Here is a 25,564-nt window from a genome sequence, read left to right on the forward strand (position 1 = left end):
TCCTACGCCGCGACCAGGTAAGAGAACACGGACTCGAGGGACTCGTCGGAGGGCGAGACCGTCAGCAGCCGGATGCCGTGGTCGCGGGCGACCCGGGGCAACAGCGCTGTGAAACGGCCGAAGTCGACGGCCTGGATGCGCAACGCGCCCTCGGCGAGGTCGACTTCGATCCCGGACGTCGACGGGTCCGCGATCAGCGCGGCCGCGAGGGCACGGTCGTCGCTGGAGCGCACCAGGTAGCGGTGCGGGCGGTCGGTCATCAGGCGGCGGATCTTGCGGAAGTCGCCGCTGGCCGCGTGCCGGCCGGCCACGACCACCTCGATGTGCCAGGCGAGCTGCTCGACCTCTTCGAGGATGTGGGACGAGAACAGCACCGTGCGGCCCTCGTCGCCCATGCGGCGCAGCAGGTCCATGAGCTGCATGCGCTGGCGCGGGTCCATACCGTTGAAGGGCTCGTCGAGCAGGAGCAGCGAGGGGTCGTGGACCAGGGCGGAGGCCATCTTCACGCGCTGGCGCATGCCCTTGGAGTACGTGGAGATCTTGCGGTCCTGCGCGTACTCCATCTCGACCGTGGCCAGCGCCTTCTGGGCCGCCTTGGCGCCCAGGCCGTGCAACTCGGCGTTGGCGACGACGAATTCGCGGCCGGTGAGGAAGTCGTACATCGCCTCGCGCTCGGGGACGACGCCGATGTGCTTGTAGATCGCCTCGTTGCGCCACACCTGCTGCCCGTCGAGGGTGACGGTGCCGGTGGAGGGGGCCAGGAAGCCGCCCATCATGTTGATCAGGGTGGACTTTCCGGCGCCGTTCGGGCCGAGCAGGCCCGTGACGCCGGGGCCGATGGTCATGGTGATGTCGTTGACGGCGACCACGTTGCCGAACCAGCGGGAGACGTGGTCGATGCTGAGCGTGGTCACAGTCCCACCTTCTTGTAGCGGCGCAGCAGGAGGCCGTAGGCGGCGGCGATCAGTCCGAGGACGACCAGGACGTACACCGCGCCCTCGCCGTGCGTGGGACCGACCGCGCCCGGGAACGCCGAGCTCGCGCCGAGGAAGGCCGACTGCACCCCGTCGATGAGCGTGACGGGCGAGAACAGGCCGATCCAGGGGACGGCGCTCGAGCTGCCCTGGGCGTCGGCGATGGCCTGCAGCGTGGAGACCGCGCCGTAGGAGATGGTCAGCACGGCGATCACGGCGGCGATGCCGAAGCCGCGGCGCGGGGTGACCGAGGCGATGACCAGGCCGATGCCGGCGAAGAGCAGCGACAGCAGCGCCACGGAGACCAGTCCCTGCCCGAATCCCTTGGTCTGGTCGGCGAAGTCGAGCTTGGCCAGCAGCGCGCCCACGTAGAGGACGATCAGCGGGGCCGCGGTGAGGATGAACAGCGCGGAGGCCAGCGCCGCGAACTTGGCGCGGACGTAGTCGGCGGTCTCGATCGGCCGGGAGAAGTACAGCGGGACGGTCTTGAAACGCAGGTCCCGCGAGACCGACTGGGGCGCCTGCGAGGCGACGTACAGGCTGATGACGGCCTGCATGATGATCGCGTAGCGCGTGTAGTCGACCGGCAGGTCCTTGGCCTTGGTGGCGACCGCGACGGCGACCATGATGGCCGCGGGCACGCACATCACCACGAACAGCAGCATCGGCAGGACCTTGGACTTGATGGAGCGTCCGAGGCCGTAAGAGCCGCGCAGGGACTGTGAGTAGAGGGAGCGGGTGGCGTAGGAACGGCCGAGACGGGGGCCGTCGTAGTTGCGGTAGCCGATGTTGTGGATCCGGGTCTGGTCACCCGGCGTGGTCGGCATGGGCTGCTCAACCGCCATGGACGGCCGCCTCCTTCCGCTGCTCTTCCTCGCTGGTGAAGACCTCCGAGATGTGGTGCCGGCGCTGCTCCATGCGGACCAGGCCGAGGCCGAGGTCGGCGACAACGTCCCGCACGAGGTCGTAGGTCTCCTCGCCCTGCGTGGTCAGCAACAGGATGTGTCCGGCGCCCGGCAGGCCGCTGCCCGCCTCGACACTGACCCCGCGCGCGTGGAGCGCCTCGCGCAGCGCGCGTGTGCCGTCGGGATGCTCGTCGGTGTCGGTGACCTCGACGGCGATGGTGGTCGTGGTCTGGGTGAAGTCCGTGGTGGAGCTGGAGCGCAGGAGCTTGCCGCCGTCGATGATCACGACGTGGTCGCAGGTGCGCTCCAGCTCGCCCAGCAGGTGGGAGGTGACCAGGACCGAGATGCCGAAGTCCGTGTGGATGCGGCGGATCAGCCCGAGCATCTCGTCACGGCCGACCGGGTCCAGGCCGTTGGTCGGCTCGTCCAGGAAGACCAGCTGCGGGTCGTGGACGAGGGCCTGCGCGAGCTTCACGCGCTGCTTCATGCCGGTCGAGTAGCCGCCGATGGGGCGGTATCGCTCCTCGTACAGACCGACGTGACGCAGTGTGTCCGCCGTGCGCTCACGGGCGGCGGTCGGCGGCAGTCCGGACATCCGGGCCATGTGGACGACGAACTCGGTCGCCGAGACGTCCGGCGGCAGGCAGTCGTGCTCCGGCATGTAGCCGACCCGCTCACGGATGGCCGCGCCCTTCGTCGCGACGTCGAGCCCGAGCACTTCGGCACGGCCCTCGGAGGCGGGGGACAGACCCAGCAGGATCTTGATCAGTGTGGACTTGCCGGCTCCGTTGGCTCCGACGAGCCCGGTCACACCGGGTCCGACGTCGACGGAGAGCCGGTCAAGCGCGGTCACCCGGGGGAACCGCTTGCTCAGGCTTTCGGTCGCGATCACAGTCACGGCTTCGACGATAGTGATGTGGGCCACGATCCACGTCAGACCGCAGAGCTGTCTTCGCCTCAGCCTCCAGACGTACGGGACCGTAGGGGTACCCCCTACCTGAGAGCTACGCACAGTGACACGGCACGGAGAGTTGTCCACAGGCCCGAGCCCGCCTATTGACGCGGCCTCTAACAACTGTCACATTCGCCAGTGTCAAGTTACGAGCACGTACCGCAGCCGGCGGACGGGAGTGGGCGGTGGCATGACGACGGCATGGGCAGGTGAACTCTCCCCACGGCTGCGCGGGTTCAGGCAGGTGCAGCGCCTCGCCTACGAGTGCGCCGAGGCGGTCGCCGCCCGCCTGCGACCGGGGGTGACCGAACGCGAGGCGGCCCGCATGCAGCGCGAGTGGCTGCGCGAGCGAGGCGTGCGGGACTGGTTCCATCTGCCCTTCGCCTGGTTCGGGGACCGCACGGCGTTCGTGAACTTCCGCATCCCGCTCCAGTTCTTCCCGACCGACCGCCGGCTGGAGCCGGGGATGCCCTTCATCCTCGACATGGCCCCCGTGTACGAGGGCTGCACCGCGGACATCGGCTACTCCGGCTCGCTCGGCCCCAACCCGGTGCAGGAGCGGCTCATGGCCGACCTGGAAGCACACCGCGAGCTGATCCTGCGCGAGGTGCGCGAACGACGCCCGCTGCGGACGATCTACGAGGACGTGGACCGCCTCATGGTCCGGCAGGGCTACGCCAACCGGCACCGCGCCTACCCCTTCGGGGTCATCGCCCACAAGGTGGACCGGGTGAAGCAGCGCCGTTTCTCGCCCCACCTGTTCGGGTTCGGCGCGCAGTCCCTGAAAGGACTCGCGAGCGACGCGCTGCACGGCCACCGCGAGGGCTGGTCCCCGCTGTGGTCGCCGTACCGCTTCTCCGACCACCCGCCGCAGCCGGGCCTGTGGGCGGTCGAACCCCACCTCGGATTCCGGGGCACGGGCGCGAAGTTCGAGGAGATCCTCGTCGTCACCGACTCCGGGGACCCCGAGGAGAGCGCCTTCTGGCTGGACGACGACCTGCCGCACGTGCGGCGCTGGGCAAAGGAGAAGTGACAGTGCTCAAGGGTGCGCGGGAGCGCCGGATACGGACCGGCGGCATCGAACTGTGCGTCGCCGAGCTGGGCGACGCCGGACAGCCGACGGTGGTGCTGGTGCACGGCTACCCGGACAGCAAGGAGGTGTGGTCCGAGGTCGCCGGCCGGCTCGCGGAACACTTCCACGTCGTCCTGTACGACGTCCGGGGACACGGTCGGTCCACGGCCCCGAAGCCGCTGCGCGGCGGCTTCACCCTGGAGAAGCTCACCGACGACTTCCTGGCCGTGGTCGACGCGGTCAGCCCGGACCGGCCCGTGCACCTCGTCGGGCACGACTGGGGTTCGGTGCAGTCCTGGGAGTTCGTCACCGTGAGCCGCACCGAGGGCCGCATCGCCTCCTTCACCTCCATGTCCGGGCCCTGCCTCGACCACTTCGGCCACTGGATCGACCAGCGCCTGAGGAAGCCCACCCCGCGCCGTATCGGCCAGCTCCTCGGCCAGGGCGCCAAGTCCTGGTACGTGTACGCCCTGCACACGCCCGTGCTGCCCGAACTGGCCTGGCGCGGCCCCCTCGGCAAGCGCTGGCCGCGCATCCTGGAACGCGTCGAGAAGGTCCCCGGCGGCGACTACCCGACCTCCTCGCTCCCCCGGGACGCGGCACACGGGGCGTGGCTGTACCGCGACAACGTCCGCGCCCGGCTGCGCCGTCCGCGTCCCGACGCACACGCACACGCGCCCGTGCAGCTCATCACGCCCCTCGACGACGCCTTCCTCTCCGAGCGGCTCTACGACGACCTGGACCGGTGGGTCCCGCGGCTCACCCGCCGCACCCTCCCGGCCAAGCACTGGATTCCCCGCACCCGGCCCGACCGACTGGCCGCCTGGATCACCGAGTTCGTGCGCTCGGTGGAGGAGGGGAGGCCCGAGACGGTGAGGCCCACCGGCAAGTACGCCGACCGCTTCGGCGGGCAGCTCGTCCTGGTCACCGGCGCGGGCAGCGGCATCGGACGGGCCACGGCGTTCGCCTTCGCCGAGGCCGGAGCACGTGTGATCGCCGTCGACCGGGACGCCGAGGCCGCCGTCCGCACCGCCGAGCTGTCCCGTTTGATCGGCGCCCCCGAGGCCTGGGCGGAGACCGTGGACGTCTCCGACGAGCAGGCCATGGAGGAACTCGCCGACAAGGTCGCCACCCAGTACGGCGTGCTCGACGTGCTGGTGAACAACGCCGGTATCGGTCTGGGCGGTTCCTTCTTCGACACCACCCCGGAGGACTGGAAGAAGGTCCTCGACGTCAACCTGTGGGGCGTCATCCACGGCTGCCGGCTCTTCGGCAGGCAGATGGCCGAGCGCGGACAGGGCGGCCACATCGTCAACACCGCGTCCGCGGCGGCCTACCAGCCCTCCAAGGCGCTGCCCGCCTACAGCACCTCCAAGGCGGCCGTGCTCATGCTCAGCGAGTGTCTGCGCGCCGAACTGGCCGGCCAGGGGATCGGCGTGAGCGCGATCTGCCCCGGCTTCGTCAACACCAACATCACCTCGACCGCGCGCTTCGCCGGCGTGGACGCCGAGGAGGAGAAGCGGCGGCAGAAGCGGACGGCGCGGCTGTACGGCCTGCGGAACTACCCGCCGGAGAAGGTGGCCGACGCGATCCTGCGCGCGGTCGTACGCAACCAGGCGGTCGTACCGGTCACGCCCGAGGCCCGCGGCGCCCACCTCATGTCCCGCTTCACCCCGCGCGCGCTGCGGGCGATCGCACGACTGGAACCCCCGCTGTGAGCGGCGCCGGCGCCTCCCGCGGGGTCGCCACCGGCCGGACCACCGGGGCGACCGTGTGAACGGCGCGGCCATCTACCGGATCGAGGACCTGGCGCACGTCAGCGGCGCCAGCGTCCGCACCATCCGCGCCTACCAGGACCGGGGCCTGCTCCCCCGCCCCGAGCGCCGCGGCCGCGCCAACCTGTACTCCGACGCCCATCTGGCCCGTCTGCGCCAGATCGCCGACCTCCTCGACCGCGGCTACGGCCTGGCCTCCATCAAGGAGTTGCTGGAGGCGTGGGACGCCGGCCGGGGCCTCGGCGGGGTGCTCGGACTGGTCGCCGAGGTGGACGGTCCATGGACCGACGAGGAGGCGGTACGGATCTCGCGCGCCGAACTCGACGAACGGTTCGGCGGCGCCCCCGACGACGAGGCCGTCGCCGACGCCGTGGAGCTGGGAGTGCTGGAGCCGGTGCCCGGCGACGACAACTCCTTCCTCGTGCCGAGCCCCCAAGAGCTCGCCGTGGCCGTCGAGTTGCACGGCGCCGGGGTGCCGCTGTCCGCGATCGCCCGTCACCTGCGGGAGTTGAGGGGCCAGGTCGAGCACATCGCCTCCCGTTTCCTGGAGTTCACCACCGAGCACGTCTTCGCGCGCTACCTCCAGGGCCCGCACCGTCCGACCGACGCGGACGCCGCCGAGGCGGCCTCGCTCGTACGGCGACTGCGACCCCTGGCGCAGCAGACGGTGGACGCGGAACTGGCCCGTGCCATGCGGTTGTTGGCGGTACGGCAACTGCGTCGGCAACTGGGCGCGGGGGAGACGCCGGAAACGCCGTCGGTGTCACGCTCCGTGGCACTGCCCGAGGAGACGATCAGGGCCGTGGAAAGGCTGGTTGGGACGGGGCGGGTCGCGGAGTTCGTGGCGCTGGCGGCCGAACGGGAGGTGCGGGCACGGGAGTTGGACGCGCTCACGTCAAGGATGCGGCCCCCTGGCGATCTTGACGAACAGGGCTGACATGTCGAGGAGTTGTCCACAGATTCGCCAAGTAGCTTGTGGATAACTACAGTTGGTTGTGGATCAAACCTCGGCGCCAAAAATTGTCTGCGTGATCCGCGTCTCTCCCCTCATCCTGAGCGGATGGACGAAAGACGCACCGTGAAGGTGTCGAAGTACCTCTCGAAACACCTGCGCCACCAGCCCGAGCGGATCGGGCTGACCCTCGACGAGGCGGGCTGGGTCGAGATCGACGTACTGATCGCCGCGGCCGCCGCCCACGGCTTCCGCTTCACCCGCGAGGAACTGGACCACGTCGTCGCGCACAACGACAAGAAGCGCTTCGCCGTCGAGGGCACCCGGATCCGCGCGAGCCAGGGACACAGCGTCGACATCGACCTCGGGCTGGCCCCGGCGACCCCGCCGCCGTACCTCTACCACGGCACCGTGGCCCGCAACCTGGACGCGATCCGCGCCGAAGGGCTGCGCCCGATGAACCGGCACGACGTCCACCTCTCGCCCGACCGCGAGACGGCGACCCGCGTGGGCGCCCGCCGCGGCCGGCCCGTCGTGCTGTCCGTGGACGCCGGCGCCATGCACCGCGACGGGCACGTCTTCCACGTCAGCGAGAACGGAGTGTGGCTGACGCGAGCCGTACCACCGCGGTACCTGCGGTTCCCCGAACCGCACTGACCCCTGCATGATCAGAGGTATGGACCACTTCCCGAGCACCGAGACCGCCGTCACCGCCCTGCGCGCCCTCGCCACGGAGTACGGCCGCGAGATCGAGGTCAGCCACGACATCGGCGCCGACCAGACCTCCCGCCGCAGCGCCGCGGGCGTCGGCGTCACCACCGACCCGGACGGCACCCTGCCGCACGAGGCCTACGCCGAGTTCGGGGGCCTGCCCCGGGTCAGCGTCCGGCTCTACCCGGACGACGACGCGCTGATCACCGTGGAGGGCGTCGAATGCCCGGACGTCGCCCGCGACGACGTCCCCGCCTTCCTGCGCTCCCTCTTCGACGACCGCGCCTTCGTCAAGGCCCGCCGGTTCCCGCCCGGCTACTTCCTGATCGTGCCGCTGCCGCAGGACCGCACCCACCGCGAGTACATGCCGATGCTCACCCTCACCCCCTGGCTCAGCGGTCGCGTGCGATGACAGGCCGTGACTGTTTCACGTGAAACCCCCTGCGCCGCATACGCTCGCCTCATGAGTCTGCGTCTGAGCACCGTGATCCTCCCCTACCGGCGCTGGCACGAGGGCGGCCGTTCGGCATGGCAGCGGGCGGAGCAACTCGGCTTCCACACCGCCTACACCTACGACCACCTGTCCTGGCGGACCTTCCGCGACGGCCCGTGGTTCGGTGCCGTGCCGACGCTCACCGCGGCCGCTGCCGTGACGGACCGAATGCGGCTGGGCACGCTGGTGACCTCACCGAACTTCCGTCACCCGGTGACCCTCGCCAAGGAACTGATCTCCCTCGACGACATCTCGGGCGGCCGGGTCACCCTCGGCATCGGCGCCGGCGGCACCGGCTTCGACGCCACCGCGCTCGGCCAGGAACCCTGGACGCCGCGCGAGCGCGCCGACCGGCTCGCCGAGTTCGTGCCGCTGCTGGACCGGCTGCTGACCGAGGACGCGGTGTCGTACGAGGGCGACTACTACTCGGCGCACGAGGCCCGCAACATCCCCGGGTGCGTGCAGCGCCCCCGGCTGCCCTTCGCGGTGGCCGCGACCGGGCCGCGCGGCATGAGGCTCGCCGCCCGCCACGGGCAGGCGTGGGTGACCACCGGCGACCCCCGGCTGTACGAGAACGGCACTCCCGAACAATCGGTTCAGGCCATTCGCGGCCAGGTCGAGAAGCTGGCCGACGCCTGCGCAGAGACCGGCCGGGAGGTGGCCGGAATGGACCGGGTGCTGCTCACCGGGTTCACCCCGGACCGCGGCCGCCCGCTGCAGTCGCTGGAAGCGTTCGTGGACTTCGCCGGCCGCCACCGTGAGCTGGGCTTCACGGAGATCGTGATCCACTGGCCCGTCCCGGACTCGGTCTTCGCCGCCGACGAGAAGGTCTTCGAACAGATCGCCATGGAGGCCTCGAGCCGCCTCGGCTGAGCCGACTGGGTGTGACGGTGCAGGTGAGGACGGTAACCACTCACCTGCGCGGACTCCCGCACGGGCGTGCGGGCATATGCGGGAGAATGGGCGGGTGACCTCAGCGACTCGACAGCCCGAGACCCCGGCCGCAGCCGTCCCGCCCCGGCTCATAGCCACCGATCTCGACGGGACCCTGCTGCGGGACGACAAGTCGGTCTCCCCACGCACGGTTGCCGCCCTCGCCGCCGCCGAGGAGGCGGGCGTCGAGGTCTTCTTCGTCACCGGCCGCCCGGCCCGCTGGATGGACGTCGTCAGCGACCATGTCCACGGCCACGGCCTGGCGATCTGCGGCAACGGCGCCGCCGTGGTCGACCTGCACGGCGGCCCCGGCGCCCACCGGTTCGTGAAGGTGCGGGAACTGGCGCGGGAGAACGCGCTGGACGCCGTACGGCTGCTGCGCGAGGCGGCCCCCGGCACGGTGTACGCGGTCGAGCAGACCTACGGCTTCCATCAGGAGCCCGACTATCCCAAGCTGCACATGGAGATCCCGGACGAGCTCGCGCCCGCCGAGGACCTGCTCGCGCCGGACGGCCCCGGTGCCACCGAACCCGTGCTGAAGATCCTCGCCTATCACCCCACGCTCGACCCGGACGGTTTCCTGACCACGGCCCGCCTCGCCCTCGGCGACCGCGCCAACGTCACCCGGTCCAGCCCCAGCGCCCTGCTGGAGATCAGCGGTCCCGGCGTCTCCAAGGCCAGCACGCTCGCCCTGTGCTGCGCCGAGCGCGGCATCTCCCACGAGGAGGTCGTCGCCTTCGGTGACATGCCGAACGACGTCGAGATGCTGACCTGGGCGGGCCGGTCGTACGCCATGGGCAACGCCCACCCTGACGTCATCGCCGCCGCCTCGGGCCGCACGGTCGCCAACAATGACGACGGCGTGGCGGTCGTGATCGAACGGATGCTGGCCCAGCGGGCATAGCCCCCGCGTCGCCCGACGGAACGTTTCGCCGCGGCGGGGAACCGAGAACCCCGCCGCGCTACGGCGTCCCCACCAGCGACTCCGTCTCGGCCTCCCGGCGCACCATGTCCCGCAACGGCCCCGCCACGGCGGCCAGCTCCGCGTACGCCCCGCGCTGCACCACACGGCCCGCGTCCAGGACGACGACCTCGTCGACCGCTTCCAGTCCGGCCAGGCGGTGGGTGATGAGCAACGTCGTACGGCCCTCGGTGGCGGCCAGCAGATCGGCGGTGAGCGCGTCCGCCGTCGCCAGGTCGAGGTGCTCGGCCGGCTCGTCGAGCACCAGCACCGGGAAGTCGGCGAGCAGCGCCCGGGCCAGTGCCAGTCGCTGCCGCTGCCCACCGGACAGCCGCGCACCGTGCTCGCCCACGAGCGTGTCGAGACCGTCGGGCAGGCTGTCCGCCCAGGTGAGCAGCCGCGCCCGCCGCAGCGCGTCACGCAGTTCGCCGTCGGTGGCGTCCTTCTTCGCCAGCAGCAGGTTCTCGCGCACCGAGCTGTCGAAGAGGTGCGCGTCCTGCGCGCACAGCCCCACCAGCCGTCGTACGTCGTCGCCGTCGAGCGCGTACGCGTCCACGCCGGCCAGCGTGTACGACCCCGTGCCCGCGTCGAGGAACCTCAGCAGCACCTGCGCGAGCGTCGTCTTGCCGGAGCCGGAGGGGCCGACCACGGCGATCCGGCGGCCCTGGTCGAGGGTGAGGTCGACTCCGGCGAGCGCGTCCCGGTCCTGCCCCGCGTGCCGGGCCGTCAGGCCCCTGACGGCCAGGGGGAACGGGGTGGCGGGCGCCTGCCGGGGCAGTTCCGGCTCCCGTACCGGCTCGGGCGCGTCCAGCACCTCGTACACGCGCTCCGCGCTGCGACGCACCCGCTGCCGGTACTGCACGGCCAGCGGCAGCCCCAGGACGGCCTCGAAGGCGGCCAGCGGCGTGAGGACCACGACCGCCATCGCCACGCCGCTCAGCCTGCCGTCCGCGACGCCCTGGGCGCCCGCGAGGGCGGTTGCGGCGACCGTCAGACCCGAGATCAGCGCGGTCAGTCCGTCGCCGAGCGCGGTGGCGGTCGCGGCCCGCGAGGCGATCCGGGTGAGGACACCATCAGCCCGTCGCGCCTCGGCGGTACGGGCGGGCAGGGCGCCGGCGACGGTCAGCTCCGCGGTGCCGGTGAGCAGGTCGGTCACGCGCGTCGCCAGCTCCCCCCGGGCCGGTGCGAGCCGGCGCTCGGCCCGGCGGGCCACGGCGCCGGTGACCAGCGGGACGCCGACACCGGCCGCCACCAGGCCGACGGCGAGCGCCGCACCGGCCTCGGGCAGCAGCCACGCCGTGAAGCCGACCGAGCCGGCCGACACGATCACGGCGGCACCGGCGGGCAGCAGCCAGCGCAGCCAGTAGTCCTGCAAGGCGTCGACGTCGGCGACGAGCCGCGAGAGCAGGTCACCGCGGCGGGTGCGCCGCAGCCCCGCGGGAGCCAGCCGCTCCAGCCGCCGGTAGACGGCGACCCTGGTGTCGGCCAGCATGCGCAGCACCGCGTCGTGCGACACCAGCCGCTCGGCGTAGCGGAAGACGGCCCGCCCGATGCCGAAGGCCCGCGTCGCCGTCACGGCGACCATCAGGTACAGCACGGGCGGCTGCTGGGAGGCCCGGGAGATCAGCCATCCGGAGGTGGCCATCAGGCCGACGGCGCTGCCGAGGGCCAGGGCGCCGAGCAGCAGGGCGAGGGCGAGACGGCTGCGGCGGGGGCCGGACATGGCACGGACCCGGGCGAGGACACTGCCGGACGTGGCGGTCGGCTCGCCTGCCGCGGCTTCGCCCTGTGCGAGGTCGGACACCACGGCCGGCTGCTCGGCCCGCGGAGCCGCGGAGACCCGTTCCTCGACGACGGCGGGCACGGTGGGCTCCTCCAGCCGCACTACCCGGTCCGCCACTCTCAGCAGCGCCGGGCGATGCACGACCAGCAGCACCGTGCGTCCCACGGCCAGCCGCCGTACCGCCTCCACGACCTCGGCCTCGGTCGCTCCGTCCAGCGCGGCCGTCGGCTCGTCGAGGAGCAGCACGGGCCGGTCCGCCAGGAACGCCCTGGCCAGCGCGAGCCGCTGTCGCTGGCCGGCGGAGAGACCGGCGCCGTCCTCGCCGAGCACGGTGTCCGCCCCGTCGGGCAGCGCGTCCACGAACGGGAGCGCACCGGCGTCCCCCAGCGCCCGGCGCACCGCGGCGTCGTCGGCCTCGGGGCGGGCCAGCCGTACGTTTTCTGCGATCGTTCCGGCGAACAGGTGCGGCCGCTGCGGCACCCACGCGACTTGCGAGCGCCACTGGCCGAGGTCGGCGTCCGCGAGATCCACGCCGCCGATCCGCACCCGGCCCTCGGTCACCGGCACAAAACCGAGCAGCACGTGCAGCAGCGTCGACTTGCCCGCGCCGCTCGGGCCGACGAGCGCCACCGTCTCACCGGGCTCGACGACGAAGGAGACGTCCGACACGGCGTTCTCGGCCCGCCCCGGGTACCGGACCCTCAGCCCCTCGAAGGCGATGCGCCCCGCCGGCACGGCCGTCGTACCGGGCGCCGGCACGGGGGCCTCCAGGACGGCGAAGATCTCCTCGGCGGCCGCCAGACCCTCCGCCGCCGCGTGGTACTGCGCACCCACCTGCCGCAACGGCAGATACGCCTCGGGCGCCAGCACCAGGATGACGAGCCCGATGTACAGGTCCATGTCGCCGTGGACCAGTCGCATACCGATCGTCACGGCGACCAGCGCCACCGAGAGGGTGGAGAGCAGTTCCAGCGCGAAGGACGAGATGAAGGCGATCCGCAGCGTCCGCATGGTCGCCTGCCGGTACTCGCCGGTGATGCGTTTGATCGACTCGGCCTGCGCCTTGGCCCGCCCGAACACCTTCAGCGTCGGCAGCCCGGCCACCACGTCCAGGAAGTGCCCGGACAGCCGCGACAGCAGCCGCCATTGACGGTCCATGCGCGACTGGGTGGCCCAGCCGATCAGCATCATGAAGACTGGGATCAGTGGCAAAGTCCCCACGATGATCGCCGCCGAGACCCAGTCCTCGGTGACGATGCGGGCCAGCACGGCCACGGGTACGACGATCGCGAGCCCCAACTGCGGCAGGTAGCGGGAGAAGTAGTCGTCGAGGGCGTCGACGCCGCGGGTGGCCAGGGCGACGAGCGATCCGGTCCGCTGCCCGCTCAGCCAACCGGGTCCCAGCGCGACGGCCCGCTCCAGCAACCGCCCCCGCAGTTCCGACTTCACGGCGGCGCTCGCCCGATGGGCGGCGAGTTCGGTGAGCCAGGAGACCAGGGCCCGGCCGCCCGCCACGGCCACCAACAGCAGCAGGGGAGTGCGCAGTTCACCGACCGACAGACCGTGCTGGAACGCACCGACCACCGTCTCGGCGATGAGCATCGCCTGAGCGATGACCAGCGCCGCTCCGACGGCACCCAGGCCGACGACTGCCACCATGAACAGCCGGGTGGCACGGGCGTATCGGAGCAGACGCGGGTCGATCGGTTTCACGTGAAACACACTCTCTTCTCAAGGGGCATGTTTCACGTGAAACATGCCCCAAACCGGAATCAGTGCGCGGCCTCTGCGATGTGCTGCGTGCCGATCCGCTTGCGGAACACCCAGTAGGTCCAGCCCTGGTAGAGCAGCACGATCGGCGTGGCGACCGCCGCACACCAGGTCATGATCTTCAGGGTGTAGGGGCTCGACGAGGCGTTGGTGACCGTCAGGCTCCAGTCCCCGTTCAGGGACGACGGCATGACGTTCGGGAAGAGCGACAGGAAGAGCATCGCCACCGCGGCCACGATCGTGACCCCGGACAGTGCGAACGACCATCCCTCGCGCCCGGCCTGGTTCGCCGCGAGCGCCCCGACCAGGGCGGCCACCGCCACGATCAGCGCGACCAGGCTCTTGCCGTCACCGCTGTCGACCTGCGTCCACAGCAGGAAGACCAGCGCCGAAACGGCGGTGACGAGACCGACCTGCAGGGCCAGCTTCCGCGCCCGCTCCCTGATGTTCCCGACCGTCTTGAGCACCGTGAACACCGCCCCGTGGAAGGTGAACAGCGTCAGGGTGACGACGCCGCCGAGCAGGGCGTACGGGTTGAGCAGGTCCCAGAAGCCGCCGACGTACTCGAAGTTCTTGTCGATCTTCACGCCTCGCACGATGTTGCCGAAGGCCACACCCCACAGGAAGGCGGGGATCAGCGAGGACCAGAAGATCGCGGTCTCCCAGTTGCGCTGCCAGTTCTCCTCGGGCCGCTTCGCGCGGTACTCGAAGGCGACACCCCGGACGATCAGGCAGACCAGGATGATCAGCAACGGCAGGTAGAAGCCCGAGAAGAGCGTGGCGTACCACTCGGGGAAGGCGGCGAAGGTCGCGCCGCCCGCGGTCAGCAGCCACACCTCGTTGCCGTCCCAGACCGGGCCGATCGTGTTGATCAGCACGCGCTTCTCGGCGCGGTCACGGGCGAGCAGCTTGGTGAGGATGCCGACTCCGAAGTCGAAGCCCTCCAGGAAGAAGTAGCCGGTCCACAGGACGGCGATGAGGACGAACCAGACGTCGTGAAGTTGCATGTCTCGATCTCCCTGGGCCTAGTACGAGAAGGCCATCGGCTTGTCGGCGTCACGGGAGTCGCCGCCGATCTTCGTGGGCGGGTTGAGGTCGACCTCGGTGAGTTCGGGCGGCCCGGCCTTGACGTACTTGGCGAGCAGCTTGACCTCGACGACGGCGAGAGCGGCGTACAGGAGGGTGAGGACGATCATGGAGGTGAGGACCTCGCCCTGGCCGACGCCGGGCGAGACCGCGCTGCGGGTCTGCAGGACACCGAAGACGACCCACGGCTGCCGGCCCATCTCGGTGAAGATCCAGCCCCAGGAGTTGGCGATCAGCGGGAAGCCGAGCGTCCAGATGGCCAGCAGCCAGTACAGCTTGCCGAGCTTGGGGCTGAGAGCCTTGTTCTTGAACAGGACCAGGTGCGGAACCTCGTCCTCACCGACCCTCAGGTGCTGCGGCAGCATGAACTTCTTGCGGGTCAGCCACAGGCCGGCCACACCGATGGCGAAGGACGCCATACCGAAGCCGATCATCCAGCGGAAGCCCCAGTAGGTGACAGGGATGACGGGGCGGTAGTCGCCCGGCCCGTACTTCTGCTGCTCGGACTTGTTGACGTCGTTGATGCCGGGCACGTGGGAGCCGAAGTCACCGTTGGCGAGGTAGGACAGCAGGCCCGGAATCTCTACGGCCACCTTGTTGTGACCCTTGTCGACGTCACCGACCGCGAAGATCGAGAACGGCGCGGAGTCCTCACCGTCCCAGAGCGCCTCCGCCGCGGCCATCTTCATCGGCTGCTGCTTGAACATGACCTTGCCGAGGGTGTCACCGCTGATCGCGGTGAGCAGGCCCGCGATGACGACCGTGACCAGGCCCAGCCGCAGTGAGGTCTTCATCACGGAGACGTGCCTCTTGCGGAACAGGTGCCACGCGGCGATGCCGACCATGAACGCGCCGCCGGTCAGGAACGCCGCGGACAGCGTGTGAAAGACCTGGCTGAGCGCGGTGTTCTGGGTCAGCACGGCCCAGAAGTCGGTGAGCTCCGCCCGTCCCTTGGCCTTGTTGATCCGGTAGCCGACCGGGTGCTGCATCCAGGAGTTGGCCGCGAGGATGAAGTACGCCGACAGGATCGTGCCGATCGAGACCATCCAGATACAGGCCAGATGGATCTTCTTCGGCAGCTTGTCCCAGCCGAAGATCCACAGACCGATGAAGGTCGACTCGAAGAAGAAGGCGATCAGCGCCTCGAAGGCGAGAGGGGCACCGAAGATGTCACCGACGAACCGCGAGTAGTCGGACCAGTTCATGCCGAACTGGAACTCCTGCACGATGCCGGTGACCACACCCATCGCGATGTTGATCAGGAAGAGCTTGCCCCAGAACTTCGTCGCCCTGAGGTACTTCTCCTTGTCTGTGCGTACCCACGCGGTCTGCAGGCCGGCCGTGAGGGCGGCCAGCGAGATCGTCAGCGGGACGAACAGGAAGTGGTAGACGGTGGTGATGCCGAACTGCCATCGCGCCAGTGTCTCCGGCGCCAGAGCCAAATCCACGTCGCAGTCTCCTTACATCGCCGTGGTAGCGGCAGTCTGCCCCTTATGTCACACACATCAGCGGAGCAACCGGGACACGCTTGTGAACGCGTTCACATTCACAAGACGATTATGACGCACTGAGTATCGAAGCTCGAAAGGGGGTCCCGCTTGGGCCATGAGGGCGGACCGCCTGGGCCATGAGGGTGCGCGGAAGGGGCCATCAGGGGGTGGCATCAGGGCCACGTGGCACCCTGCCGGGGACCGGTTCAACATGCCGTTGAACCGAGGGGCGCTGCCGTCGTGGCATCGCGGTTTCACGTGAAACCCACGCCCGCTGACAACCGTACGGGACGCCGGCCCCGTACACGCGGAAACGGCGGTCGCGCAGAGGCGCGACCGCCGTGGAGGCGGTGGCCGAGCGGAGGCCCGACCGACCGGGAAGCCGTGGTCGAGCGGAGGCCCGACCGACCGGCTGCTACAGCTCCTTGCGGAAGTTTTCCGCCACCTTCAGGAAGATGTCGTTCGCCTCGGTCTCCCCGACCGTCACCCGCACACCCTCGCCGGGGAACGGCCGGACCACCACACCGTGCTGCTCACAGGCCTGCGCGAACGCGACCGTGTGCTCCCCCAGCCGCAGCCATACGAAGTTGGCCTGGGACTCGGGCACCGTCCAGCCCTGGGCCCGCAGCCCGTCGGCCACCCGCGTGCGCTCGCACACCAGCGAGCCGACGCGGCCGAGCAGTTCGTCCTCGGCGCGCAGCGAGGCGATCGCCGCCTCCTGCGCGAGCTGGCTGACCCCGAAGGGCACGGCGGTCTTGCGCAGCGCCGCCGCCACCGGCTCGTGGGCGATCGCGAAGCCGACGCGCAGTCCCGCGAGTCCGTACGCCTTGGAGAAGGTGCGCAGCACGCACACGTTCGGCCGGTTCCGGTACAGCTCCACGCCGTCCGGCACCTCGGGGTCACGGATGAACTCGCGGTACGCCTCGTCCAGGACCACCAGCACATCGCCCGGCACCCGGTCGAGGAACCGTTCCAGCTCGGCCCGGCGTACGACCGTGCCCGTCGGGTTGTTGGGGTTGCAGACGAAGACGAGACGCGTGCGGTCGGTGATGGCGTCCGCCATGGCGTCCAGGTCGTGCACGTCGCCGGCCGTCAGCGGCACCTGCACGGACCGCGCCCCGCTGATCTGCGTGATGATCGGGTACGCCTCGAAGGACCGCCAGGCGTAGATGACCTCGTCGCCCGGGCCTGAGGTCGCCTGGATCAGCTGCTGGGCCACGCCGACGGAACCGGTGCCCGTGGCCAGGTGGGAGAGCGGGACGCCGAAGCGGTCGGAGAGCTCGTTCATCAGGCCCGTGCAGGCCATGTCGGGGTAGCGGTTGAAGGTCGAGACGGCGGCCGTCACCGTCTCCATCACTCCCGGCAGCGGCGGATAGGGGTTCTCGTTGGAGGACAGCTTGTAGGCCACCGGCCCACCGGCCGCGGCGGGCTTGCCCGGCTTGTAGGTGGGGATCCCCTCCAGCTCGGCTCGCAGCTTGGGGCTCGTCTCGCTCACCGCAGTCCTCCTCGCGACCACCGGCGGCCCGTCCGCGCCGCCGGCTTCCAATACTCCTCACCTTATGAGGATTCGCCGCCGCTGCGTACTGGTGCGGACCGACCTCATCCGTCCCACAGGCATCACGGGCAACAGCGCACGAAGGCAGACGAATCCAGGGGGCGCGGCCACATATATCTATGCGCCGGTGGCTCGCGCCCTGGCGCGCATCACCCGTGCAGGTGAGTTGAGACCTCTTCGAAACATCGGGGACTTGGCAGGCTCATGCGTGCCGACAAGTCACGTAGTGCCATTGGATCGTTCAACTGACTTGCATTCAAAGGCAGTTGGCGTCAATTGACCTTGCAGAAACGTGCCTGTCAACGCGTGCATATGCGTCCGCCCTACCCCACCGCATGAGCCCTACTATCGGCTCGCCATGACAGCAGCAGGGAAGCACCAGGTGAGTCGCGCGGAAACCTCACGTCGAGGCAGCCGGCCGGGCCGGGCGGGCATCAGAGACGTCGCCGCCGCCGCCGGAGTCTCCATCACGACCGTCTCCGATGCCCTGAACGGCAAGGGCAGGCTCCCGGACGCCACCCGACGCCATGTCCGCGAGGTCGCCGACAGACTGGGGTACCGCCCCTCGGCCGCGGCCCGCACGCTCCGTACCGGCAAGTCGGGCCTCATCGGCCTTACCGTGACGACGTACGGGGATGAACCTTTCACCTTCACCGAGTTCGCGTACTTCGCCGAGATGGCGCGGGCCGCCACCTCCGCCGCGCTCGCCCGCGGCTACGCGCTGGTGATCCTCCCGGCGACCTCGCGCCACGACGTGTGGTCGAACGTCGCCCTCGACGGCACGGTCGTCATCGACCCCTCCGACCAGGACCCGGTGGTCAGCGAACTGGTCCGGCAGGGTTTACCGGTGGTCTCCGACGGCCGCCCGGCCGGCTCCCTGCCGGTCACCGCGTGGGTCGACAACGACCACGAGGCCGCCGTACTCGGCATCCTCGACCACCTGGCCGACGCCGGCGCCCGCCGCATCGGCCTGCTGACCGGGACGTCGACGGACACGTACACCCACCTGTCGACCACGGCGTACCTGCGCTGGTGCGAGCGCGTCGGCCAGGACCCGGTGTACGAGGCCTACCCGGCGCACGACCCGTGCGCGGGGGCCGTCGCCGCCGACCGGCTGCTGGCCCGCCCGGACCGCCCGGACGCCGTCTACGGCCTGTTCGACCCCAACGGCACCGATCTGCTCGCCGCCGCCCGTCGTTACGGCCTGCGCGTACCGGACGACCTGCTTCTGGTCTGCTGCAGCGAATCCGGGGTGTACGCCAACACCGACCCGCCCATCACCACACTCTCACTGAAGCCGCGCCGGATCGGCACGGCGGTGGTGCAGCTGCTCATCGACGCGATCGAGGGGGTCGAATCGGACCAACCGGTCGAGCAGGTGATACCGACGGAACTGATCGTGCGCACCTCGTCGCAACGACGTGCTCCGCGTACGACGGTGAGCCCGCCGCGTTCGCCCGAAGAGGAGTGAAACAAGCGCTGTCAGCAGCGGTCGAAGCCCTGCCCAATCGGGGCGAAAGCCGCGGTGAACTGGACTCTTGCGCCGATTCACCACCCCTGGGTCATCACATGGCGCGATCCGCATTCCTATGATGGGCCCACGACACCGCGGGCCGCTGCGACCAGGCAGTCCGAAGCGGTGCAGATGCGGCGCGATGGTGGAGGGGTCTGATGACTCAGGGGGCCGGTCAGGGACCCGAGACGGAGCGGACGGCGACGTTGCGCGACTTCCGGGTGCCTGCGTACGTCCACGAGACCGGTCCGTACGGCCACAGCACGCACCCCGGCGACGTCGTACCGCCCCACGAGGAGACGTATCCCGAGGGCTACACACCGACCGAGCGCGACCTGCCCGTCATCAACCGCGGTGACACGCTCCAGGTGCCCGTCGACCCGGCGGGCCAGGCGGTGCCGCAGCCGAACGACGGCGTCGGCCCGCTCTACGTCGTCGGCGACGTCCACGGTTACCTGGACGAACTGGTGGCCGCGCTCCAGGAGCAGGGGCTGATCGACGCGGGCGGGAACTGGTGCGCCGGCACCGCCAGGCTGTGGTTCCTCGGCGACTTCACCGACCGCGGGCCCGACGGCATCGGCGTCATCGACCTGGTGATGCGGCTGTCCGCGGAGGCGGCCGCGGCCGGCGGCTACTGCAAGGCGCTCATGGGCAACCACGAGCTGCTGCTGCTCGGCGCCAAGCGGTTCGGCGACACCCCCGTCAACTCCGGCGCGGGCACCGCCACCTTCCAGGCGGCGTGGTTGCTGAACGGCGGTCAGAAGACCGACATGGACCGCCTCCAGGACCATCACCTGCAGTGGATGGCCCGCCTCGACGCCGTCGAGGAGGTCGACGGCTATCTGCTCCTGCATTCCGACACCACCGCCTACCTCGACTACGGCGACTCGATCGAGGCGGTCAACGACACGATCCGCGAGACCCTCACCCGCAACGACGCCGACGAATGCTGGGACCTGTTCCGCAAGTTCACCAAGCGCTTCTCCTTCCGCGACGAAGGCGGCGCGGACGCCGCACGCTCCCTGCTGGATACGTACGGCGGCACCCGTGTCGTTCACGGTCACAGCCCCATCCCCTATCTCCTGGGTGAGGTCGGCTCCGAGGACGGCGAGGACGACGCGGGCCCCGTGGTCGAGGGACCCCACGTCTACGCGGAAGGCCTGGCCATCGCGATGGACGGCGGGGTGACCATGGCCGGAAAGCTGCTGGTCCGGCAACTTCCGCTGGATATCTGAGCGTTCACAGGGCAGGCGCCCCGACGACGGAGCCGCGATGAACGGCGCAGGCCAGGGCCCAATTTCCGGAAACCCCCTGTCGACGTGTGCCGTCCCGGCTCTACCATCGGCTTATCCGTAGCAGGCTCCCCTCCGTTTCTGCCCGACGGCTCGTTGGCATGCGAGCCCCAAGCCCTACGGAGCATCGGGGGATGCACATGAACAGCGTTCCGCAGCACCTGCTGAGCGAGGACCGCCAGGAGTACGAGCGGGTCCTCGATGAGGCGCTGCGCTCCGCCCCAAACCGCCCGGAACTGGCCGCTGTGGGACAGCGGCTGAACACCGAACAGCTGCGCACCATGGCGCTGAACGCCACCGCACTCATCACGGCGGCCGCGGCGACCGAGTACCAGCACTACGTGAAGGTTCGCGAGGAACTGCGCCAGCCGGCGTCGTCCACCCCGTCGTCCACCCGCGCGTCGGGCTCCACGGAGCCGGGCCCGGACGCGATGGGGCTCGCTGCCACCCTCGGCGAGGCCGTCGAACCCGCCGGCGCGGGCGCCGTCGCCGTCGCCGCCGTCCTGACACCCGTCCTCGCCGGAACGGCCGCGGTGATATTCCTGCTCGTCGGATACGTCATCAGGTCGGTCGCCCCCAAACAGATGTTCGGCAAGACCATGATCACCGCTGGCTGGGTGTTCGGCGCGATGACCGCTGCCGCCATCCTCGTGGCCGCAGTGGGACTGCTCCTGACCGCGCTGCGCAACCGTCCGGCACTCGAAGCCGGACCGTACGGAGAACTGAGCGGAGAGGTGGCCCGGGCCAAGGACGCCTGGCGCGAGGCGCTGCTGGAGCGTGGCGTCCTGCCGTTCCTGCGGGAGGCCCTCGCCGACCCCGGCGCGGCGGCCGCCCTGAACACCACGACACCCTCGGCGCCGACGAGCCGCATCCCGCAACTCGGTTACGACCGCCCGGGCTTCACCAGCCCGGACGACGGACCGGCGCGCGGCCACCGGCCGAGCTTCACGAGCCCGGACTACACCAGCCCGGACTTCGGAGGCCCCGAACACCAGCCGGAGTGAGCCTCGGCTTGCGCCCTCCACCACAGGAAGACCCCCTTCGGGGGAGCGCAAGCCGAACCTCGACTGCGAGACTGCGACGACGCCATGGAGACGCGTCGGCGGCCGCCCGAGCCGGCGAGGCCGCACCTCGCCGCGGAACGGGGCGGCCCACGCCTCGGCCGTGAGGCACGAGCCGCCCCGCGGGGCTACGGCTGTTCGGCGATCGGCAGATACACCCGGTTCCCGGCCGCGGCGAACTCCTTCGACTTCTGAGCCATGCCCTCCTCGACCTCCTCCCGGCTACCGCCGTGCTCGCGGCGGATGTCCTGGGAGATCTTCATCGAGCAGAACTTCGGCCCACACATCGAGCAGAAGTGGGCGGTCTTGGCCGGCTCCGCCGGGAGCGTCTCGTCGTGGAACTCCCGTGCCGTGTCCGGGTCCAGGGCGAGGTTGAACTGGTCCTCCCACCGGAACTCGAAACGGGCGTCGGACAGGGCGTCGTCCCACTCCTGGGCGCCCGGGTGGCCCTTGGCGAGGTCGGCGGCGTGGGCGGCGATCTTGTAGGTGATGACGCCGGTCTTGACGTCGTCGCGGTTGGGCAGGCCCAGGTGTTCCTTGGGGGTGACGTAGCAGAGCATGGCCGTGCCCCACCAGGCGATCATCGCGGCACCGATGCCGGAGGTGATGTGGTCGTACGCCGGGGCGATGTCCGTGGTCAGCGGGCCGAGCGTATAGAACGGAGCCTCATCGCAGATCTCCTGCTGAAGGTCGATGTTCTCCTTGATCTTGTGCATCGGGACGTGTCCCGGGCCCTCGATCATGGTCTGTACGTTGAAACGCTTGGCGATCGTGTTGAGTTCCCCGAGCGTGCGCAACTCCGCGAACTGGGCCTCGTCGTTGGCGTCCGCGATCGAGCCGGGCCGGAGGCCGTCGCCGAGTGAGTACGTGACGTCGTAGGCGGCGAGGATCTCGCACAGTTCCTCGAAGTTCTCGTAGAGGAACGATTCCTTGTGGTGCGCGAGGCACCACGCGGCCATGATCGAACCACCGCGCGAGACGATGCCGGTCTTGCGGTTGGCGGTGAGCGGGACGTACGGGAGGCGGACGCCCGCGTGGACCGTCATGTAGTCCACGCCCTGCTCGGCCTGTTCGATGACCGTGTCCTTGTAGATCTCCCAGGTCAGCTCCTCGGCACGGCCGTCCACCTTCTCCAGTGCCTGGTAGAGCGGCACCGTGCCGATGGGGACGGGGGAGTTGCGCAGCACCCACTCACGCGTGGTGTGGATGTTGCGTCCCGTGGAGAGATCCATGACCGTGTCGGCGCCCCAGCGGGTCGCCCAGGTCATCTTCTCGACCTCCTCCTCGATGGAGGACGTTACCGCCGAGTTGCCGATGTTGGCGTTGACCTTCACCAGGAAACGCTTGCCGATGATCATCGGCTCGATCTCCGGGTGGTTGACGTTGGCGGGCAGTACGGCCCTGCCCGCCGCGATCTCCTCACGGACGACCTCCGGGGAGACGTTCTCCCGGACGGCCACGTATTCCATCTCCGGGGTGATCTCGCCCCGGCGCGCATAGGCGAGTTGGGTGACCGCCTCGCCGCCGCGACCGCGGCGTGGCAGGCGCGGCCGTCCCGGGAAGACCGCGTCGAGGTTGCGCAGACCGCCGCGGGGCGCGGTGTGCTTGATCCCGTCGTCCTCGGGACGGACCGGGCGACCCGCGTACTCCTCGGTGTCTCCACGGGAGATGATCCAGTTCTCCCGAAGCGGTGGCAGACCCCTGCGGACATCGGTGTCGACGAGTGGATCGGTGTACGGGCCGGATGTGTCGTACAGCGTGACCGACTGCCCGTTGGTGAGGTGCACCTGACGGACGGCAACCCGCACATCGGGGCGTGAGCCCTCGACGTATGCCTTGTGCCAGCCGATGGACTTCCCGGCCTCCTGGGACGATGCGCCCTCAGCGGGCTGCTCGTCCTCGCTGGAGGCAGGCGTGCGTACGTCGTCCTTGTTGGTCATGAGACCTACTCCCTACGCCGGCATTACCCGGTAACAGGTTCGGCGGTCGACGCAGCGGTTTCCGTCTGCCGACATTTCGTGGGGAACATCACTCGACTTCGGTGATGTTCCACGTGAAACATCGCTGGGACGGAGGTCAGCGCCCTCTCAGCCCGGTGCTCCGAGCTCCCGCGTGTGCAAAGGTGCCTCCACGCTAGCGTCATTTCTGGCGCGGTGAACAGGGGGCCTCTGTCGTTCTTGCGATGATCGGGCGGTGACCACGACGCAGCAGCCCTCGTATCCGCCGGAGCAGCCCCGCCGGTCCGGCTCCGTAAGCGGCGATGCCCACGGTCCCCACGGGGGCCGTGAGCAGCACGCGCACGGGCACTCCTCCGGTGGCCATGAGCAGCACGCGCACCGGCATGTGTCCGGTGACCCCGAACACGACGTCGGCCAAGGGCACGGCTCCGGTGGCGGTCACGGGCACAGCCACAGCCATGGGCCGGCGGCCCCCGTCTCCCGGCATCTGCGCAAGGTCATCGGGGCGATCCTCATCCCCTTCGCCGCGGCCGTGGTGGTCGGGCTCGCGGTGCTGTGGCCCGGCGGGGCACCGGCGCACGAGCGGACCGGGGTGGGCTTCGACCGGCAGTCCCAGCAGGCGACGGTCACCAGGGTCGTCGAGGTCAGCTGCAAGTCCGTCAACGCCTCCGGCGGGGGCTCGGCCGGGGCCACCTCGGCCGCCGGTGGCACCTCCGCCCAGCAGGAGGACAAGGGCACCTGCAAGAAGGCCACCGTCCGCGTCGACACCGGCCACGACAAGGGCCGTACGTTCGTCGAGATCGTGCAGCCGGACCAGTCCCGGCAACTGCACCAGGGCGAGAAGGTCGTGGTCGCCTACGAGCCCTCGGCGCCGAAGAACCTGCAGTACTCGGTGAGCGACGTCAACCGGCGCTTCCCGATGGCACTCCTCGCCGGGCTCTTCGCCGTCGCCGTCGTGATCGTCGGACGCATGCGGGGCGTCATGGCGCTGGTCGCACTCGCCATCAGCTTCCTGATCCTGAACTTCTTCATCCTGCCCGCGATCCTTCAGGGCTCGAATCCCCTGGTCGTGGCGGTCGTCGGGGCGAGCGCCATCATGCTGATCGCCCTGTACATGTGCCACGGTCTGTCCGCCCGCACCTCCGTCGCCGTGCTCGGCACCCTGATCTCCCTGGTGCTGATCGGCATCCTCGGCTCGCAGTTCATCGGCTGGGCCGCACTGACCGGCAACACCGACGACAACACCGGTCTCATCCACGGCCTGTACCCGTCGATCGACATGAGCGGTCTGCTGCTCGCCGGCGTCATCATCGGCTCGCTCGGCGTCCTCGACGACGTCACCGTCACCCAGACCTCGGCCGTCTGGGAACTGCACGAGGCCAACCCGGCCATGGGCTGGCGCGGGCTGTACCGGGCCGGCATCCGCATCGGACGCGACCACATCGCCTCCGTCGTCAACACCCTCGTCCTCGCCTACGCGGGCGCCGCGCTGCCGTTGCTGCTGCTCTTCTCCATCGCGCAGAGCAGTGTGGGGACGGTCGCCAACAGCGAACTCGTGGCCGAGGAGATCGTGCGCACGCTGGTGGGCTCGATCGGCCTGGTCGCCTCGGTGCCGGTCACCACGCTGCTGGCGGCGCTGGTGGTCTCGGCCGACCGGCCGGAGGCCGCCATGGCGGCGCAGGCGTCTTCGGCACCGGCGCGCTCGGGGAAGGGACGGCGGCGCAAGCACTGAGCCCGGGTGGCGCCGCGGGTGTCGAAGCCCGAAGGCGCAGCAATGGTTCTGCCCGGGGCGGCTCACACCCGCGAGAGAAGCGTTCCTGCGTCTTCCGTGCCCCGCGCCGAGGTGGTCCGCCGACTCCGCGGCCCCGCCGGCCTCAGCCCGCGCTCTGCTCCTCCGCCAGGATCCGGTCCAGCGCCTCGTCGAGATGGGCGTCGAAGTCGGCGAGCGCACCCTCCTGGCCCAACGGCACGAGCTTGTCGGTGCGGTCGAGGAAGGCGATGAGCGGGGCGGTGGACGAACGGAACAGCGCCTGGTCGCAGCCGACCTGAAGCCGGATCAGGACATCGCCGAGCGACTCCGGTTCGACGGGCGAGACCCGCACGTCCCCGTCGCCGGACGGCCTGCCGACCCCGTCGATCAGCAATTCCCGGCCGAAAGCCCAGGTCACCGGGTCGTCGCCCGGGAGATGGAAGGTCAGCCGCACGGCATAGGGATCACAGGACTCGTAACGCAGCTCCACCGGAATACGGAAAGAGAGCTCCTCGGAGACGAGGAAGCTCATCATGACCTCTGCCTGTACCGACTCGCGCATCGCCTACCCCGTAATT

The 25,564-nt window shown here is 70.1% G+C and carries 20 protein-coding genes and 1 riboswitch; of the genes, 11 read left to right on the top strand and 9 right to left on the bottom strand.

Annotation, left to right across the window (positions count from 1 at the left end; translation table 11 throughout):
• Positions 1–2 precede the first annotated feature (2 nt).
• The 3 genes from FBY22_RS40565 to FBY22_RS40575 are packed head-to-tail and all read right to left on the bottom strand — an operon-like array spanning position 3 to position 2,771.
• Positions 3–914, bottom strand: coding sequence for an ABC transporter ATP-binding protein (locus tag FBY22_RS40565; protein ID WP_142153486.1), 912 nt, complete (start codon positions 912–914; stop codon positions 3–5).
• Complete coding sequence (locus FBY22_RS40570) at positions 911–1,819, bottom strand: ABC transporter permease subunit (RefSeq protein WP_142153488.1); 909 nt, start codon at positions 1,817–1,819, stop codon at positions 911–913. Before FBY22_RS40570 ends, FBY22_RS40565 begins: the two co-directional genes overlap by 4 nt.
• Positions 1,809–2,771 (bottom strand): ABC transporter ATP-binding protein, encoded by a 963-nt coding sequence (locus FBY22_RS40575; RefSeq protein ID WP_142154640.1) that lies wholly within the window; start codon positions 2,769–2,771, stop codon positions 1,809–1,811. Before FBY22_RS40575 ends, FBY22_RS40570 begins: the two co-directional genes overlap by 11 nt.
• A 250-nt stretch (positions 2,772–3,021) precedes the next feature.
• Between FBY22_RS40575 and FBY22_RS40580 the strand changes: the two genes are divergently transcribed.
• The 7 genes from FBY22_RS40580 (at position 3,022) to FBY22_RS40610 (ending at position 9,671) form a co-directional block, all read left to right on the top strand.
• Positions 3,022–3,864, top strand: coding sequence for a M24 family metallopeptidase (locus FBY22_RS40580; RefSeq protein ID WP_142153489.1), 843 nt, complete (start codon positions 3,022–3,024; stop codon positions 3,862–3,864).
• A complete protein-coding gene (locus tag FBY22_RS40585) occupies positions 3,861–5,621 on the top strand; it encodes an SDR family oxidoreductase (protein WP_142153491.1) in 1,761 nt (586 codons plus the stop codon). The genes FBY22_RS40580 and FBY22_RS40585 overlap by 4 nt, the downstream gene beginning before the upstream one ends.
• Before the next feature lie 55 nt (positions 5,622–5,676).
• Positions 5,677–6,615 carry a MerR family transcriptional regulator gene (locus FBY22_RS40590; RefSeq protein WP_142153493.1) on the top strand — a complete coding sequence of 313 codons (939 nt, stop codon included), beginning with the start codon at positions 5,677–5,679 and terminating at the stop codon, positions 6,613–6,615.
• Between the two features lie 123 nt (positions 6,616–6,738).
• Positions 6,739–7,287, top strand: a complete 549-nt coding sequence (locus FBY22_RS40595) for an RNA 2'-phosphotransferase (protein WP_142153495.1) — start codon at positions 6,739–6,741, stop codon at positions 7,285–7,287.
• A 7-nt stretch (positions 7,288–7,294) separates the two neighbouring features.
• Positions 7,295–7,753: a hypothetical protein gene (locus FBY22_RS40600; RefSeq protein ID WP_142153497.1), complete on the top strand. Its 459-nt coding sequence runs from the start codon at positions 7,295–7,297 to the stop codon at positions 7,751–7,753.
• Positions 7,754–7,804: 51 nt separating this feature from the next.
• Positions 7,805–8,707, top strand: coding sequence for an LLM class flavin-dependent oxidoreductase (locus FBY22_RS40605; protein ID WP_142153499.1), 903 nt, complete (start codon positions 7,805–7,807; stop codon positions 8,705–8,707).
• A gap of 76 nt (positions 8,708–8,783) precedes the next feature.
• Complete coding sequence (locus FBY22_RS40610) at positions 8,784–9,671, top strand: HAD hydrolase family protein (protein WP_142153501.1); 888 nt, start codon at positions 8,784–8,786, stop codon at positions 9,669–9,671.
• Between the two features lie 58 nt (positions 9,672–9,729).
• Here the strand turns inward: FBY22_RS40610 and cydD are convergent, their stop codons facing one another.
• The 4 genes from cydD to hisC all read right to left on the bottom strand — a co-directional run bounded on the left by cydD (position 9,730) and on the right by hisC (position 17,352).
• Positions 9,730–13,224 carry a thiol reductant ABC exporter subunit CydD gene (gene cydD / locus FBY22_RS40615; protein ID WP_142153503.1) on the bottom strand — a complete coding sequence of 1,165 codons (3,495 nt, stop codon included), beginning with the start codon at positions 13,222–13,224 and terminating at the stop codon, positions 9,730–9,732.
• A gap of 59 nt (positions 13,225–13,283) precedes the next feature.
• The gene (gene cydB / locus FBY22_RS40620; protein WP_142153504.1) at positions 13,284–14,288 is read right to left on the bottom strand and encodes a cytochrome d ubiquinol oxidase subunit II; all 1,005 of its coding nucleotides are present in this window, start codon (positions 14,286–14,288) and stop codon (positions 13,284–13,286) included.
• A gap of 18 nt (positions 14,289–14,306) precedes the next feature.
• Positions 14,307–15,815 (bottom strand): cytochrome ubiquinol oxidase subunit I, encoded by a 1,509-nt coding sequence (locus FBY22_RS40625; RefSeq protein WP_142153506.1) that lies wholly within the window; start codon positions 15,813–15,815, stop codon positions 14,307–14,309.
• Positions 15,816–16,272: 457 nt separating this feature from the next.
• Positions 16,273–17,352 (bottom strand): histidinol-phosphate transaminase, encoded by a 1,080-nt coding sequence (gene hisC / locus FBY22_RS40630; RefSeq protein WP_142153508.1) that lies wholly within the window; start codon positions 17,350–17,352, stop codon positions 16,273–16,275.
• A gap of 418 nt (positions 17,353–17,770) precedes the next feature.
• Between hisC and FBY22_RS40635 the strand changes: the two genes are divergently transcribed.
• From FBY22_RS40635 to FBY22_RS40645, 3 genes are all read left to right on the top strand, one after another.
• The gene (locus tag FBY22_RS40635) at positions 17,771–18,883 is read left to right on the top strand and encodes a LacI family DNA-binding transcriptional regulator (RefSeq protein WP_142153510.1); all 1,113 of its coding nucleotides are present in this window, start codon (positions 17,771–17,773) and stop codon (positions 18,881–18,883) included.
• Between the two features lie 200 nt (positions 18,884–19,083).
• Positions 19,084–20,160, top strand: a complete 1,077-nt coding sequence (locus FBY22_RS40640) for a metallophosphoesterase (protein ID WP_142153512.1) — start codon at positions 19,084–19,086, stop codon at positions 20,158–20,160.
• Between the two features lie 191 nt (positions 20,161–20,351).
• The gene (locus FBY22_RS40645; protein ID WP_142153514.1) at positions 20,352–21,221 is read left to right on the top strand and encodes a hypothetical protein; all 870 of its coding nucleotides are present in this window, start codon (positions 20,352–20,354) and stop codon (positions 21,219–21,221) included.
• Positions 21,222–21,406: 185 nt separating this feature from the next.
• Here FBY22_RS40645 and thiC read toward each other — a convergent pair whose 3' ends face one another.
• Positions 21,407–23,218: a phosphomethylpyrimidine synthase ThiC gene (thiC, locus tag FBY22_RS40650; protein ID WP_142153516.1), complete on the bottom strand. Its 1,812-nt coding sequence runs from the start codon at positions 23,216–23,218 to the stop codon at positions 21,407–21,409.
• Positions 23,211–23,400: riboswitch (TPP riboswitch) on the bottom strand. It overlaps the preceding gene by 8 nt.
• Positions 23,401–23,471: 71 nt before the next feature.
• Between thiC and FBY22_RS40655 the strand changes: the two genes are divergently transcribed.
• Positions 23,472–24,968, top strand: coding sequence for a YibE/F family protein (locus tag FBY22_RS40655; protein WP_142153518.1), 1,497 nt, complete (start codon positions 23,472–23,474; stop codon positions 24,966–24,968).
• A 142-nt stretch (positions 24,969–25,110) separates the two neighbouring features.
• On the opposite strand, the gene FBY22_RS40660 is transcribed toward FBY22_RS40655, so the two are convergent.
• Complete coding sequence (locus tag FBY22_RS40660; RefSeq protein WP_142153520.1) at positions 25,111–25,548, bottom strand: SsgA family sporulation/cell division regulator; 438 nt, start codon at positions 25,546–25,548, stop codon at positions 25,111–25,113.
• Positions 25,549–25,564: the final 16 nt, after the last annotated feature.

This window comes from Streptomyces sp. SLBN-31 (genome assembly GCF_006715395.1).
Classification (GTDB): domain Bacteria; phylum Actinomycetota; class Actinomycetes; order Streptomycetales; family Streptomycetaceae; genus Streptomyces.

Bases quoted from the DNA above. Each gene is read 5' to 3' on its own strand.
- FBY22_RS40570 (WP_142153488.1), bottom strand. From the start codon at position 1,819: ATGGCGGTTGAGCAGCCCATGCCGACCACGCCGGGTGACCAGACCCGG.
- FBY22_RS40580 (WP_142153489.1), top strand. From the start codon at position 3,022: ATGACGACGGCATGGGCAGGTGAACTCTCCCCACGGCTGCGCGGGTTC.
- FBY22_RS40595 (WP_142153495.1), top strand. From the start codon at position 6,739: ATGGACGAAAGACGCACCGTGAAGGTGTCGAAGTACCTCTCGAAACAC.
- FBY22_RS40600 (WP_142153497.1), top strand. From the start codon at position 7,295: ATGATCAGAGGTATGGACCACTTCCCGAGCACCGAGACCGCCGTCACC.
- FBY22_RS40605 (WP_142153499.1), top strand. From the start codon at position 7,805: ATGAGTCTGCGTCTGAGCACCGTGATCCTCCCCTACCGGCGCTGGCAC.
- FBY22_RS40610 (WP_142153501.1), top strand. From the start codon at position 8,784: ATGCGGGAGAATGGGCGGGTGACCTCAGCGACTCGACAGCCCGAGACC.
- cydB (WP_142153504.1), bottom strand. From the start codon at position 14,288: ATGCAACTTCACGACGTCTGGTTCGTCCTCATCGCCGTCCTGTGGACC.
- FBY22_RS40635 (WP_142153510.1), top strand. From the start codon at position 17,771: ATGACAGCAGCAGGGAAGCACCAGGTGAGTCGCGCGGAAACCTCACGT.
- FBY22_RS40640 (WP_142153512.1), top strand. From the start codon at position 19,084: ATGACTCAGGGGGCCGGTCAGGGACCCGAGACGGAGCGGACGGCGACG.
- FBY22_RS40645 (WP_142153514.1), top strand. From the start codon at position 20,352: ATGCACATGAACAGCGTTCCGCAGCACCTGCTGAGCGAGGACCGCCAG.
- thiC (WP_142153516.1), bottom strand. From the start codon at position 23,218: ATGACCAACAAGGACGACGTACGCACGCCTGCCTCCAGCGAGGACGAG.
- FBY22_RS40660 (WP_142153520.1), bottom strand. From the start codon at position 25,548: ATGCGCGAGTCGGTACAGGCAGAGGTCATGATGAGCTTCCTCGTCTCC.